This is a genomic window from Pseudoalteromonas sp. SG44-5, from assembly GCF_014164175.1.
Classification (GTDB): domain Bacteria; phylum Pseudomonadota; class Gammaproteobacteria; order Enterobacterales; family Alteromonadaceae; genus Pseudoalteromonas; species Pseudoalteromonas nigrifaciens.
The window spans coordinates 1-13,371 of sequence record NZ_JACJES010000039.1 but is presented as its reverse complement, the minus strand read 5'-3'; the positions used below and the strand labels follow the sequence as shown (position 1 = coordinate 13,371).

At 41.6% G+C, this 13,371-nt stretch carries 14 protein-coding genes, 3 tRNA genes and 1 riboswitch; of the genes, 5 read left to right on the top strand and 12 right to left on the bottom strand.

The genetic code is table 11. The features are described 5' to 3' along the window. Positions 1-696: 696 nt before the first annotated feature. From H5079_RS17810 to H5079_RS17800, 3 genes are all read left to right on the top strand, one after another. Positions 697-1,134, top strand: coding sequence for a transcriptional repressor (locus H5079_RS17810; protein WP_011327201.1), 438 nt, complete (start codon positions 697-699; stop codon positions 1,132-1,134). Positions 1,135-1,197: 63 nt separating this feature from the next. After that, on the top strand, positions 1,198-1,665 hold the full coding sequence (locus H5079_RS17805) for a chemotaxis protein CheX (RefSeq protein ID WP_011327200.1): 468 nt from the start codon (positions 1,198-1,200) through the stop codon (positions 1,663-1,665). Continuing rightward, positions 1,662-2,090, top strand: a complete 429-nt coding sequence (locus tag H5079_RS17800; protein ID WP_089367755.1) for a secondary thiamine-phosphate synthase enzyme YjbQ — start codon at positions 1,662-1,664, stop codon at positions 2,088-2,090. Before H5079_RS17805 ends, H5079_RS17800 begins: the two co-directional genes overlap by 4 nt. Before the next feature lie 289 nt (positions 2,091-2,379). Here H5079_RS17800 and H5079_RS17795 read toward each other — a convergent pair. The 4 genes from H5079_RS17795 to orn all read right to left on the bottom strand — a co-directional run bounded on the left by H5079_RS17795 (position 2,380) and on the right by orn (position 3,571). Continuing rightward, positions 2,380-2,455 (bottom strand) — tRNA-Gly (locus H5079_RS17795). Positions 2,456-2,571: 116 nt separating this feature from the next. After that, positions 2,572-2,647: transfer RNA gene (locus tag H5079_RS17790), tRNA-Gly, on the bottom strand. A gap of 128 nt (positions 2,648-2,775) precedes the next feature. After that, positions 2,776-2,851, bottom strand: a tRNA-Gly gene (locus tag H5079_RS17785). A 174-nt stretch (positions 2,852-3,025) separates the two neighbouring features. Next, a complete protein-coding gene (orn, locus tag H5079_RS17780; RefSeq protein WP_011327197.1) occupies positions 3,026-3,571 on the bottom strand; it encodes an oligoribonuclease in 546 nt (181 codons plus the stop codon). A gap of 121 nt (positions 3,572-3,692) precedes the next feature. Here orn and rsgA point away from each other — a divergent pair, with 121 nt between their 5' ends. Together rsgA and asd are read left to right on the top strand one after the other, a co-directional pair. Continuing rightward, positions 3,693-4,751 carry a small ribosomal subunit biogenesis GTPase RsgA gene (gene rsgA, locus H5079_RS17775; protein WP_011327196.1) on the top strand — a complete coding sequence of 353 codons (1,059 nt, stop codon included), beginning with the start codon at positions 3,693-3,695 and terminating at the stop codon, positions 4,749-4,751. A gap of 15 nt (positions 4,752-4,766) precedes the next feature. Then, positions 4,767-5,633, top strand: a complete 867-nt coding sequence (asd, locus tag H5079_RS17770; protein ID WP_182684588.1) for an archaetidylserine decarboxylase — start codon at positions 4,767-4,769, stop codon at positions 5,631-5,633. Between the two features lie 182 nt (positions 5,634-5,815). On the opposite strand, the gene H5079_RS17765 is transcribed toward asd, so the two are convergent. From H5079_RS17765 to tnpA, 8 genes are all read right to left on the bottom strand, one after another. Further along, entirely contained in the window at positions 5,816-6,562 is a 747-nt protein-coding gene (locus tag H5079_RS17765; RefSeq protein WP_086993126.1) for a HesA/MoeB/ThiF family protein, read from the bottom strand. Positions 6,563-6,583: 21 nt separating this feature from the next. Next, on the bottom strand, positions 6,584-8,110 hold the full coding sequence (thiE, locus tag H5079_RS17760; RefSeq protein ID WP_182684587.1) for a thiamine phosphate synthase: 1,527 nt from the start codon (positions 8,108-8,110) through the stop codon (positions 6,584-6,586). 11 nt (positions 8,111-8,121) lie between these two features. Further along, positions 8,122-8,913 (bottom strand): thiazole synthase, encoded by a 792-nt coding sequence (locus tag H5079_RS17755; protein WP_182684586.1) that lies wholly within the window; start codon positions 8,911-8,913, stop codon positions 8,122-8,124. A 5-nt stretch (positions 8,914-8,918) separates the two neighbouring features. After that, entirely contained in the window at positions 8,919-9,113 is a 195-nt protein-coding gene (gene thiS / locus H5079_RS17750) for a sulfur carrier protein ThiS (protein ID WP_011327191.1), read from the bottom strand. A 7-nt stretch (positions 9,114-9,120) separates the two neighbouring features. Further along, positions 9,121-10,122 (bottom strand): FAD-dependent oxidoreductase, encoded by a 1,002-nt coding sequence (locus tag H5079_RS17745; protein ID WP_182684585.1) that lies wholly within the window; start codon positions 10,120-10,122, stop codon positions 9,121-9,123. Positions 10,123-10,179: 57 nt separating this feature from the next. Beyond that, positions 10,180-12,132 (bottom strand): phosphomethylpyrimidine synthase ThiC, encoded by a 1,953-nt coding sequence (gene thiC, locus H5079_RS17740; RefSeq protein WP_220489015.1) that lies wholly within the window; start codon positions 12,130-12,132, stop codon positions 10,180-10,182. 172 nt (positions 12,133-12,304) lie between these two features. Beyond that, positions 12,305-12,417: riboswitch (TPP riboswitch) on the bottom strand. 162 nt (positions 12,418-12,579) lie between these two features. After that, positions 12,580-12,978, bottom strand: a complete 399-nt coding sequence (locus tag H5079_RS17735; RefSeq protein ID WP_041454338.1) for an META domain-containing protein — start codon at positions 12,976-12,978, stop codon at positions 12,580-12,582. A 157-nt stretch (positions 12,979-13,135) separates the two neighbouring features. Beyond that, positions 13,136-13,371 (bottom strand): IS200/IS605 family transposase (tnpA, locus tag H5079_RS17730; RefSeq protein ID WP_182684584.1); only part of this gene is annotated, 236 nt, incomplete at its 5' end.

Below are 13,371 nucleotides of genomic sequence, written 5' to 3'. Positions count from 1 at the left end.
TTTTACTCGACTCACTGATTGACTCTTGCCTCGCTAAGCGTTGCTGTCTGCCGTCTCAGTGGGGTCGCATTATAGGGCGCAGCCAGTTTTACGCAAGCGTTTTTTAAAGAAAACTTAAAATAAAATGCTGTTCGCTTGATATTTAAACCAAACGATTAAAAACAATACTAAACCATCTGCATTTTGGGTAACTCGACTTGGTTTTACATTCTAAGCTGGTATTGAGCAGTGCATAATTTAAGCACCACTCGATTGTTTGGGTAATATAAAGTGTGCTTATTACGCTACGCATATTAAGCATGCACAAATAGTAAACAAAACTAAAAGTCATGCAATTCTTTATAAGTAATAACCTGAGTAATTAGAGATTAGAGAAAGCCAATGTACTTTTAATGTAGTTTAAAACTAATGGCCTTCATTATTTTACTATATAGTACTGAAGCTACTACATAGGTATTATTTACTTGCTCATTTACTACAAGCAAATATCCAAACAAGCGTTATCGCTTATTAATGGAAAATAGCGACACTATACAATAAGTACTGCCCTCCCTAAAACCAAACTCGCTACTATTAATTTAACCTCTAAAGATAAACACGCCTTAGTGAATAGCTTTAACAAACGCGTTTAATTTAAACACTGCAACTTAAATACAGTGTGATATTATATCAAGGTAGCATAAGGATAAGAGAACGATGAATATAGAATCACTCGTAAGTAAAGCAAAACAAGTATGTGACAACCGTGGTGCGCGATTTACACCTATCCGTGAAAAGGTATTTCGTTTACTTGCAAGTGCGCAAGGTGGTGTGGGCGCGTATGATTTGCTCGAGCAATTAAAAGTAACAGAAACTGGCGCTAAACCTGCCACGATATACCGTGCATTAGATTTTTTGGCTGAGCTTGGTTTTATTCATAAAATTGAAAGCACCAATGCATTTATGTTGTGCCATCATTTTGATCATATTCATCCTGTACAGTTATTAATTTGCGATACCTGTGGATTTGTTAAAGAACTGCATTCAACCGTTATTTCGCATGAGCTAAATAGTTTAGCTGCGGAAGGTGGGTTTGTTGTATCGGCGCAAACAATAGAAGCACATGGAAGGTGTGAGTCTTGCAGAGCTGCATAGTTTTAGTAGCGATATAAATATTTTATATAGCTATTTTTTAGCACCAATTTAAGAGTAATTTATATGAATGTAGAGTTCATCAACCCTTTTTTATCTTCTTTGATCAATGTATTAAGTACAATGGCTCAAACACAATTAAAGCCAGGTAAGCCACGCATTAAAACTGATGAGAAAGCTTGTGGTGATGTATCAGGCCTGATCGGAATGGTTGGTCCGCAAACACGAGGCTCTTTTTCAATAACTTTTGATGAGCAGTTAGCACTAACTATCATGGAGCGTATGCTTGGCGAACGTCCGGATAGTATAAATGAAGAAGTAACCGATATGGTAGGCGAAATTACTAATATGGTTACAGGTGGCGCTAAAAACTTATTGGGTCAAAAAGGTTTCGACTTTGATATGGCAACTCCAATAGTTGTATCTGGTAAAGACCATACAATTACCCATAAAAGCCAAGGTAAAAAAATACTTATGCCATTTACCTGCGATGCGGGTAACGCCAATATTGAAGTGAGTTTCGATAAGTTATGAGTTGGCAACAAAAAGTCATTACTTTAAAACCTCGTATCCGAGGTTTTCATTTAATTGATAACGAAATACTCATTCAAATCCCCGAACTCACAAATTACAAAGTGGGTTTACTGCACTTATTTATTCAACACACTTCAGCTAGCCTAACCATTAATGAAAATGCCGACCCTACTGTACGTATGGATATGGAGAGCCACTTTAATGAATTTGTTCCGCAGTGCCAACCCTATTATCGTCACGATTATGAAGGTGACGACGACATGCCAGCTCATATAAAAACCAGTATTTTAGGCTGTGAGTTAAGCATCCCTATTACAAATGGCTATTTAGCTTTAGGTACATGGCAAGGTGTTTATTTAGGTGAACATCGAGACAGCGGTGGTACTAGGCGAATTGTAGCAACCATCCAGGGCGAGTTGTTTTAACAAGTCGCCTCATCAAAGCTTAAACCTCACTCCCGCCGCATACCCATTAATTATCACAGTAAAAACACATCACTTTATTGGTAAAGAACTTGCCCTTCGCGAGTAACTATCGTTGCTAATTACTAAAGGCTTTAACGCAATTTTTATCGAATGCATAGCGAGAAAACCTAGTGTTCTTCAGTCGCTGGATAGTTCACTGCATATGAAATCAGATAGAGAAAGATTGTATTTAAAATAAGAATTTTTTATGGCTTTTTATTTAGGGATATTTTTAATAGATATAAAAGATTGGAGCGGTACACGAGGCTCGAACTCGTGACCTCGACCTTGGCAAGGTCGCGCTCTACCAACTGAGCTAGTACCGCATTATAAAGTAGTTAGTAATTCGTCCGTTGGTGCGCGACAAATCGCGTTCAACATTCTGGCAACTGAACTAGTACCGCATTTTTATTCAACACTGCAATTTCTTTTGGTTAGAAATTGGAGCGGCACACGAGGCTCGAACTCGTGACCTCGACCTTGGCAAGGTCGCGCTCTACCAACTGAGCTAGTGCCGCATTATAAAGTAGTCAGTAATTCGTCCGTTGGTGCGCGACAGGTCGCGTTCAACATTCAAGCAACTGAGCTAGTACCGCATTTTTACTTCTAGTTATATAAATAACTTCAATTTCTTTTGGTTAGAAATTGGAGCGGCACACGAGGCTCGAACTCGTGACCTCGACCTTGGCAAGGTCGCGCTCTACCAACTGAGCTAGTGCCGCATTTTTATTTCTTTAGTTATTTTACGTTGGTGCGCGACAAGTCGCGTTCAACATTCTAGCAACTGAGCTAGTCCTGCTTTATATTTATACAACTCAAACACACTAACCCCGCGTGGGTTATCGTCTTGAGCGGGGCAGGATTCTACAATAATACAGTGTGTTTGCAAGTGTTTTTTATAAATTAAAGAATTTTTCTCTATAGACCTTTAATTCCATAATCGAATCTTTAATATCGTCTAGCGCAAGATGTGAGCCTTTTTTATTCACTTGTGCAAGTACCTCTGGTTTCCAGCGACGCGCTAGCTCTTTAATTGTGCTTACATCTAGATTACGATAGTGAAAAAAGTCTTCCAATTCGCGCATGTATTTATTCATAAAGCGACGATCTTGCCCTATTGAGTTACCACACATCGGTGATGCACCTGCAGGTACCCATTGTTTTAAAAAGGCTATTGTTTGCTCAACCGCGTAGGCTTCGTCGTAAGTACTTGCCTTGCAGCGTGCTGTTAAACCCGATTTTCCATGCTGAGTGGTACACCACTCATCCATATTATCAAGCAACTCATTACTTTGATGAATGGCAATAGTTGGCCCTTCAGCTAATATATTCAAATCAGCATCAGTGACAACGGTCGCAATTTCGAGTATTTTATCGGTCTCTGGTTCGAGTCCGGTCATTTCAAGATCGAGCCAAATTAAGTTTGATTTATTAATATTCATAATTACCTAAGCGGTGCTTTCCTTTAGATCCAGCGCATTTCGATATATCATATTAGCATCATACGTCGAGCTAAAGCATTTTTTAGCTAAGTCGACATTTAACTAAGGTTATAGGCCTCCTGTGGCAAAACAAAAAAAATTAAGTAAAGGCCAGTCTCGTCAGATCAAGGCTAATCATCAAAAGCGTATAAGCAGTGCTGATGCAAGGCCTGCTAAAAAAGGTGCGCAAGAATGGCAAACCGATAATTTAGGCCAAGTAGAAAGCGCTATTGTGATCAGTCGTTTTGGTCAACATGCCGATGTGGAAGTTGAAAGCGGCGAAGTACTACGCTGTAATATACGCCGCACTGTGTCTAATTTAGTGTGTGGGGATGAAGTACTGTTTCGTCGCGCTAAAGTAAGCGAAGGCGATTTAGCTGGTGTAATTGAAGCAACGCAAGAGCGTCGGTCACAACTTACTCGCCCTGATTTTTACGACGGTGTAAAAGTAATAGCTGCTAATATTGACCAAATATTAATGGTGTCAGCAGTATTACCCGAATTTACCCCAAGTATTATCGACCGTTATTTAATAGCCTGCGAAGATATGGGTATAGAGCCTATTTTAGTACTAAATAAAATAGATTTAATCGATGCGCAAGGTCTTAGTGAAATACAAAAAGTACTCGATGTATACCGCAAGCTCGACTACAAAGTTTTATTGGTTAGTAATATAAGTACCGATGGTATTGACGAATTAAAAGATGTACTCGTTGGTAAAAACAATATTTTTGTTGGTCAAAGTGGCGTAGGTAAATCTACTTTAGTTAATACCGTACTTCCAGATGCTGAAATTCTAACTAAAGAAGTTTCTGAAAACAGTGGTTTAGGCCAACATACCACCACGGTATCTCGCCTACATCATTTACCAAGCGGCGGTAACTTAATAGATTCACCAGGTATACGTGAATTTGGTTTATGGCACTTAGAAGTTGATCGTGTAACTTGGTGCTTTAAAGAATTTAGAGAATTTATAGGCGGGTGTCGATTTAGAGACTGTAAACATTTAAACGATCCGGGCTGTATAATTAAAGAAGCCGTAGCTGATGGCAAAATTTCGCAATTGCGCTTTGACAGCTACCACAGAATTTTAGAAACAATGGCCGATGGCCGTGCAGGCTCTCGCGCGCCTCGCGTATAATTTAGGAAACAACCAGTGAGTTTAGATAAATTTAAAATCGCAATGCAGTACGCAATGCCAAAACACTTTATTTCACGCGTAGTAGGAAAACTAGCCGCTGCTAAAGCGGGTATGTTAACAACCACGTTAATTAAACTGTTTATTAAGCAATACAAAGTAGATATGAGTGAAGCTAAACACTCAGATCCTGCTTATTATGAAAGCTTTAACGAGTTTTTCACCCGCCCGTTAAAAGATGGCGCACGCCCAATAGTTGCAGACAGCGATATTATTATTCATCCAGTAGATGGCGCAATTAGCCAATTAGGCGATATTGTTGACGGCCAACTAATTCAAGCTAAAGGTCACGATTACAGCCTACAAGCACTACTTGGTGGTAATAAAGACGATACAACCCCATTTTTAGGCGGTAAGTTTGCAACTATTTATTTAGCGCCAAAAGACTACCACCGTATTCATATGCCAATTGATGGCACATTAAGTAAAATGATTTACGTACCAGGCGATTTATTTTCAGTAAATCCGCTGACTGCGCAAAACGTGCCTAACTTGTTTGCACGTAACGAACGTGTGGTTGCTATTTTTGAAACTGAAATAGGTCCACTTGCTATGGTACTGGTTGGCGCAACTATTGTTGCCAGCATTGAAACTATTTGGGCGGGTACAGTAACACCACCAGCTGGTAGCGATGTATTTAGCTGGAACTACCCAACCAAGGGCGAAAACGCTATTAGCCTCAAAAAAGGTGAAGAAATGGGCCGCTTTAAACTTGGCTCTACCGTGGTACTTGCTTGGGGCGACGACAAAGCGGATATTCTTGATGATCAACTTCCTGAAACAGTGACCCGCTTAGGCACCCCGTTTGCCAAAATTGATGATTAAGATATAGATATCGATATAGATATCAGGTAAAAAAACCCCGCGTTTATGGTAATAAACGCGGGGTTTTTATTTTTCAGTGAGTTTATAAATTCAATCGCGGTGGAAAACAACTCGCCTACAGTTTGCTTAAATACCGAGTTTGGCTGATCTCTGCCTGATACCTAACACCTGAAACCGTGGCTTTACCTACACTCCTTACAGTCGATATCTTTCACCACTTTAAATTGTTGCTGCTGCAAAGTGAGTGCATTAATACTCATAAACACACAATCGCTAGAATGACCTAATAACATATTGAGTGTCAGCTGCGCCTGCATTGAGCCGATAATACCTAACAGCGGACTAATTACTCCGGCGTTATCACAATTGATAAGCGGCGCAATATCGCTTTGTGGAAAAATACAGCCATAACACGGGCTATTAGCATTTCTTAAGTCTAAGCTAATCAGCTGCCCTTTTGTTGCCAGTGCCGCACCGGAGATTAATGGGGTTTTATGCTGTACACAAAAGCGATTAACACTGTAACGAGTGGTAAAGTTATCACTGCAATCCAACACAATATCCGCATTATTGAGTAATGCTGCGCTATTATCTTGAGTAAGCTTTTCAGCGTGAGTAATTATAGTGATTTGGTTATTCAGACTTGCAAGCACTTTACCTGCTGCAACCACCTTTTTTTGCCCTAAGTGATTTACTTTATAAAGCACTTGGCGCTGTAAGTTCGAAAGCTCAACCGCATCATCATCAATTAAAATAAGCTTACCAATACCCGCAGCAGCTAAATACAGCAATGCGGGGCTGCCTAAGCCACCCGCACCTACTACTGCAACACTTGCCGACTTAAGCTTTAACTGTCCTGCAAGTCCCACTTCTTTAAGCAATATATGGCGACTATAGCGCAGCATTTCTTTATCGCTAAGTTCATTCATTTGGCTATTAACCTGGCCCATTTAATTTATTGCCGCTTGCAACGCACTTATTGCCTGCACATAATCATCAGCTTCGCTAATTGCACGTACCACAGCCACACTACCAACGCCTGTTTTGGCAACTTGGCTGGCACGCTTTAAATCTATACCGCCAATTGCCACTGTTGGGTAGCTTTGCATTAAGGGGACAAATTTAAATAACTTTTCTAGTCCCTGTATTTGCCCTGTCATATCTTTGGTAGTGGTAGGATAAATAGCGCCAAATGCCAAATAACTTGGCCGGTAATTATGTGCGCGGAGCATTTCATAGAAGCCATGAGTAGAAAGCCCCAGCCTAAGTCCTGCATTTTTAATCGCCGCTAAATTAGTGCTTTCTAGATCTTGTTGGCCTAAATGCACACCATATGCACCATGCTTAATTGCAAGTTGCCAATAGTCGTTTATAAATACCTGCGCATTATATTGCTCTCCCAGTGCCACCGCTTTTGCCACTAATTCGTCAAGTTGTGCATCGTCTTTATTTTTAACTCGTAACTGCGCAGTTTTAACGCCCTGTTGTAAGCACTTTTCTAGCCAGTCAACACTATCAACCACTGCGTATAAACCTAATGATTTAATTTCGCAGGGTGCAAAATCTGCAGCCATATTAAAATCAAGCGGAACGTCAAAATCGAGTTCATCGCCTAACCAACTGCCCGCTTCTATTACTTGTGGGTAATCACCTAAGTTGGTTGGAAATGAGGTTTGTGCAACTGGGCCAATTCCTTCTCCGTAGCGCACCGCTACTTTCAACCCTTGATTAATATAAGCTTTAGCTAAAATAAACGCATCTTTTAACGGGTAGTCTTTTGCTAAGCAAGCAGCAATAACCGAGGCCATACTGCAGCCTGTACCATGGTTATGTGGCGTTTGAATTTTTTCATTTCCCAGCCAGTATTCTTCGCCTTTTTGAGTGAAATTATTTATGCAGTAATCTATACAGTAGCCGCTTGGATAATCCCAATGTCCGCCTTTTATAACCACGGCTTTTGCGCCCCAGCTTAATAACTTATTGGCAGCTTCTTTTATTGCCGCGGGGCCAATTAAGTACACGCCAGTTAATAACTGAGTTTCGTGCGTATTTGGGGTTATTACATCCACCAGCGGCAATAAGCATTCTTTAATCGCACTAACTGTGTCTTCCTCTGTTAATAAATCGCCGCTAGTAGCAATAGCTACTGGGTCGTAAACAATAACAGGCGGCACTGGCCATTTGGCTTTGTAATGGCTTATATGTTCACTGATCAATTGAATTTGCTGCACATTTGCCAGCATGCCTATTTTAATTACTTTGGCTTTCATATCTTTTTCGAGTGCCAAAAGCTGCGATTCAATAATATCGGTAGATACGGCATTAATTGCCTCAACACCTAAACTATTTTGCGCAGTCAGTGCTGTAATAGCAGTGCACCCATGCACACCAAAACTTTGCATTGCTTTTATATCGGCTTGAATACCTGCGCCACCGCCTGAGTCTGAGCCGGCAATCGTCCATACTACGTTATTCATATTCGTCTCACTTATTCTTGATGCCAAAATGGCATACCCATAGTCGGGGTTGAAGGGGCTGCAACGTCTTTTTCAGGCATTGCTTTGGCGTTATATGCATAACGCCCAGCCTCTACCGCGGCTTTAAATGCACGGCTCATAGTTATAGGGCAACCCGCCCCGGCAATCGCCGAATTTAATAATACTGCATCATACCCTAGTTCAAGTGCTTGGCAGGCATGCGAGGGCAAACCTAAACCAGCATCCACTATTAACGTTGCCTCAGGTAAGCGCTCTCTGATTGTTTTTAAATTATAACTGTTTAACAAGCCTTTACCTGTACCAATGGGTGCACCCCATGGCATTAATACTTCACAGCCTAAAGCATTTAAACGCTGGCACAGCACTAAATCGTCTGTGCAATATGGCAGTACTTTAAAGCCATCGTCGATCAGTATTTTAGTTGCTTCTAACAGTGCAAACGGATCGGGCTGCAAGTTGTAATCGTCCCCTATCAGTTCAAGCTTAATCCAATCGGTAGCAAACACTTCACGGCACATTTTAGCAAGCGTAATGGCCTCTTTAACACTATGACACCCTGCTGTATTTGGTAAAATTTTAAGCCCAGTATTTTTTATTAACTGCCAAAAATCATCACCCGCAGCCGCACTTTGCTGACGCCTAAGCGACACCGTGACTATTTCAGCGCCCGATGCAACAATCGATTCATTCATCACTGCAGGCGACGGGTAAAGCGCCGAGCCTATTAGCAATCGGCTTTTTATTTGCTCACCATAAATAGTTAAATAGTCATTATTTAGCATAGCTGTTATCCGCCCTGAATCGGCGAGAGCAACTCAATACTATCACCCTCAGTTAATTGATAATCGCTATGCTGGCTTTGCGGTATAAATTCACCATTAATCGCCACCGCAAATGGCGCAACACCACCAAAATCTTGCAAACAGTTAATGAGCTTATTACTGCTAATAGCTATTAACTCACCATTAATTGTTATGTTCATTTAATTTTCACTCTATGCATAAAAGGGCATTTGCCACTAAACTTGGCGCCAACATGTAACCATGACGATATAAGCCATTAATACTAATGACTCGCCCAACGTGTGTTATTTGTGGGCGGTTATCGCTAAATGCCGGGCGCAACCCTGTTTGAATATTTAATAGCCGCGCTTCGGCAAAACCGCTGTGCACCGTATAAGCCGCCGAAAGTAACTCTAAAGCAGAGCGCACTGTGGCTGGGCCTGTATCTTGCGACTCTATTTCAGTCGCGCCAATTACGTATTCATTATTGGGTTTAGGCGCTATATAAATGGGGTAACGCGGATGCATTAAGCGCACGGGTCGCGTTAAACTCACCTCTGGCGCGTATAACCTAGCTACTTCTCCACGTACGCCCCGCAGAGGCTTGTCATCTTTTGCGCCAAGCCCTCGGCAATCAATAATATAATCAAACTCTCGGTTATTAATTTTATTATCGCTAATCGTTACCCGTTGATTAAATACAAACTTTACTTTGCGTTTGTTGAGCTGTGTAAAGCTGGCTTGATAAAATGCCTGATTATCTATTTGCCCGTCACAGGGTAAAAATAATCCCTGACTAAAACGATTAGCAAGCTCAGGCTCTAACATTTCAATTTGCTGGGAATTCACCGACTCCCCGGTATAATTAGCTAACGGTTTTAGCCGCTGAGCAAAGCTTTGTAAATCGCCTTTATCTTGCTGATGCGCGACAACTAATGTGCCCTGCTGCTGAAAAAAAACCCCACTATCAAGCTCATCAATAATCCCAGGCCAACGCTTTATAGAATCAAGCCCCATTAAAGCTAAATCAGCCTCGCACAATACCGACTCAGCAAGAGGAGCAAGCATAGCCGCAGCCACCTTGCCTGCGCTGTTTTGAGAGTGCTCATCATCTGCCTCAAATACAGTAACTCGGTGTTGCTTACTCAGCTCAAGCGCCGCCAACCTACCGGTTAAACCAAACCCCACTACCGCTATATTGTAAAACATAAAAGTTCCTTTTAGCTGCGAGCCCTCGCTGCCCGCAGCCCAACACCTTAAGCTGATTTATATCGCTTTATGATATATTTCTGATCCGGTTTTTTTAAACTCGTCCGACTTAGCTTTCATTTGTGCTTCTACATCAATCATTTTTATTGTAATCGTATCTGCAGCATTAGCAGGGTCAATGCCACGCGCTTCTAAACCTTTTGCATATTCGCGTACTTCTTGACTGATTTTCATTGAGCAAAACTTAGGGCCACACATAGAGCAAAAATGCGCTACTTTACCCGACTCTTGCGGGAGTGTTTCATCGTGATATTCGCGGGCACGCTCAGGGTCTAAACCAATATTAAATTGGTCATGCCATCTAAACTCAAAGCGCGCTTTTGATAGGGCATTATCACGCTCTTGCGCACCGGGGTGACCTTTTGCTAAATCGGCGGCATGGGCAGCAATTTTATAGGTAATTAAACCTTCTTTTACGTCTTCCTTATTTGGCAAACCTAAATGCTCTTTAGGTGTTACGTAACACAGCATAGCGCAGCCGTACCATGCTATTTGAGCCGCACCAATACCTGAGGTGATATGGTCATACCCAGGTGCAATATCAGTAGTTAACGGGCCTAAAGTGTAAAACGGTGCTTCGTCGCAATGTTTAAGTTGCTCATCCATATTGGCCTTAATCATATGCATTGGCACATGCCCGGGGCCTTCTATAAATACTTGTACATCGTGTTTCCAGGCTAACTTAGTCAACTCACCTAGGGTGCGCAATTCGCTAAACTGAGCTTCATCGTTGGCATCAGCAATCGAGCCTGGGCGCAGGCCATCGCCAAGCGAAAAACAAATATCGTATTGCTTTAAAATTTCGCAAATATCTTCAAAGTGGGTGTATAAAAAGTTTTCTTTATGGTGCGCTAAACACCACTTTGCCATGATAGAGCCACCGCGCGACACAATACCGGTTACTCGTTTTGCGGTCATTGGTACGTAACGCAGTAGCACACCTGCATGAATAGTAAAGTAATCGACGCCTTGTTCAGCTTGCTCAATGAGCGTATCGCGAAAAATCTCCCAGGTTAAGTCCTCCGCTACGCCGTTTACTTTTTCCAGCGCTTGATAAATAGGAACTGTGCCAATAGGTACAGGCGAGTTACGTACTACCCATTCGCGAGTTTCATGAATATAACGCCCAGTTGATAAATCCATAACGGTATCGGCGCCCCAGCGAGTAGACCACACCATTTTCTCTACTTCTTCTTCAATCGATGAGCTTACCGACGAATTACCTATATTAGCGTTTACTTTTACCAAAAAGTTACGCCCTACAATCATAGGTTCGGTTTCGGGGTGGTTAATATTGTTGGGTAATATAGCCCGGCCACGCGCAATTTCGTCGCGTACAAATTCAGGCGTAATAAAATCAGGAATACTGGCCCCAAACGACTCGCCTTTATGCTGCGCGGCTAATAGTTCAGCATGAATTTTTTTGCGCCCCATGTTTTCGCGTATCGCTACGTATTCCATTTCAGGGGTAATAATGCCTTGGCGAGCGTAATGCATTTGCGTGACATTTTTACCCGCTTTACCGCGGCGTATTTTTGGTAAATGCTCAAAACGAAGATGATCAAGCCCTTCATCAGCCATACGTTGTTGCGTAAAACGTGAAGTAACTGATTCAAGTAACTCGGTATCACCGCGACTTTCAATCCATTGCTCACGAAACTTTGCTAAGCCTTGGCGTACATCAAGCTTAAAGTTTGGATCGGTATACGGGCCTGATGTGTCGTAAACACGTAGCGGCTCGTTTGGCTCATACACTGGATTTTCATCACTGCCGCCTATATAAGTATCGCTTAGGGTTATTTCACGCATTCCTACACGAATGTTGTTTTGCGTACCCTCAACATACACTTTGTGCGAATTAGGAAAGGGTTGTCCCGTTAAGTTATAAATATATTCAGATGCAGCGGCTCGCGTTTCACGACGCGATGATTTTTTTGCAGTATTCGACATGACTTACCTCATAGTTTATGGGTTGTCTTGTGCGAAGAATTGAGAAGGCAAAATGCCTCATTGGATCGTAGATTGGTTAAGCAGTTTACTGTCACAGCCAATCTTGGCAGCCAACAGAACTTAATACCGGATGGTATAACTTGTACGCATAAAAAAAGACGCACAAGCGTCCTATTTTAGGCAGCTTGTTCCCTACGCAGGTATTAGCCTGATCAGGTTCACGGATCCCGCTTTCGCGATCTCAGCCTTAACTAATTATTTAGTTAGGCACTCCGACAAGTATTAATACCAATTATTAAATATACCTTTGCCACTTATAACTGCAGCTGCAATGCTAAGTTGTTTGGGTATCAAATTGGTATTTGTAATTTATTAATTTGCGAATAGTATCTAGCAAATCAGCGTTGAGTGTACGCCAGTTAAAAATCGCCTGCAAGAGGGCGTTTTTTATTTCGCAATAAATACAAATGTTTTCTCGCCCTGCATTACCAATTGCTGGTCTTGCATTTTAAGCTGCGCGCCTTGTTGCAGTGCGTGTAGTAACTGCTGCTCAAACTTATCAAGTTGTTGGCCACACGACTTACGGGTCATCCCTATTTTGTTAACTGTTAAGCTACTATCGTCCAGCTCACCTTCACCAAAAAATTTATTGCAGCCAGCAAAACCATTGACTTGCAGTGCTTCAATAAAACCCACCGACGCATTAAACGAAGGCGGAATAGCTAGGCCATCAATACGTGATAACTGCCATTGAGTATGTTTAAGCTGCTCTGAGGTAACCGTTTGCGTTGATGCACAACCAACACATAAACCGATTATAAGCATGGGTATTGCTGCTAATTTCATGTTATTACTAATTATTTGTCTAATTACTGTAATAATAACAATTTTTAACAAGTTAATCCGTTAAAAATACATGTTTAAAGTGTAAATTTTATCGTTCCTGATGAAAAACCCCGTCATTTATATCGGGGATGTAAGTCTTTAATGCGTAGCATTAACATTACTTAGGTCTATTTTGTTGTTCTATATAGGCTGTTAATACGTCCAATGACGCGCCACCGCAAGATCCAGCAAAGTAGCTAGGCGACCAAAGCGCACCGTTCCATAAGTTGCGGTGTATTTCTGTAAACTCTTTCCTCATTAGTCTTGAGCTAACACCTTTAAGCGAATTAATTAATTTACTTAATTGTACTTTAGGAGGGTATTCAATTAACAAATGAACGTGATCTTGCTCAC

Coding starts and splice junctions, on each gene's coding strand:
- H5079_RS17810 (WP_011327201.1), top strand. CDS start 697: ATGAATATAGAATCACTCGTAAGTAAAGCAAAACAAGTATGTGACAAC.
- H5079_RS17805 (WP_011327200.1), top strand. CDS start 1,198: ATGAATGTAGAGTTCATCAACCCTTTTTTATCTTCTTTGATCAATGTA.
- H5079_RS17800 (WP_089367755.1), top strand. CDS start 1,662: ATGAGTTGGCAACAAAAAGTCATTACTTTAAAACCTCGTATCCGAGGT.
- orn (WP_011327197.1), bottom strand. CDS start 3,571: ATGAATATTAATAAATCAAACTTAATTTGGCTCGATCTTGAAATGACC.
- H5079_RS17765 (WP_086993126.1), bottom strand. CDS start 6,562: ATGAATGAACTTAGCGATAAAGAAATGCTGCGCTATAGTCGCCATATA.
- thiE (WP_182684587.1), bottom strand. CDS start 8,110: ATGAATAACGTAGTATGGACGATTGCCGGCTCAGACTCAGGCGGTGGC.
- H5079_RS17755 (WP_182684586.1), bottom strand. CDS start 8,913: ATGCTAAATAATGACTATTTAACTATTTATGGTGAGCAAATAAAAAGC.
- thiS (WP_011327191.1), bottom strand. CDS start 9,113: ATGAACATAACAATTAATGGTGAGTTAATAGCTATTAGCAGTAATAAG.
- H5079_RS17745 (WP_182684585.1), bottom strand. CDS start 10,122: ATGTTTTACAATATAGCGGTAGTGGGGTTTGGTTTAACCGGTAGGTTG.
- thiC (WP_220489015.1), bottom strand. CDS start 12,132: ATGTCGAATACTGCAAAAAAATCATCGCGTCGTGAAACGCGAGCCGCT.
- H5079_RS17735 (WP_041454338.1), bottom strand. CDS start 12,978: ATGAAATTAGCAGCAATACCCATGCTTATAATCGGTTTATGTGTTGGT.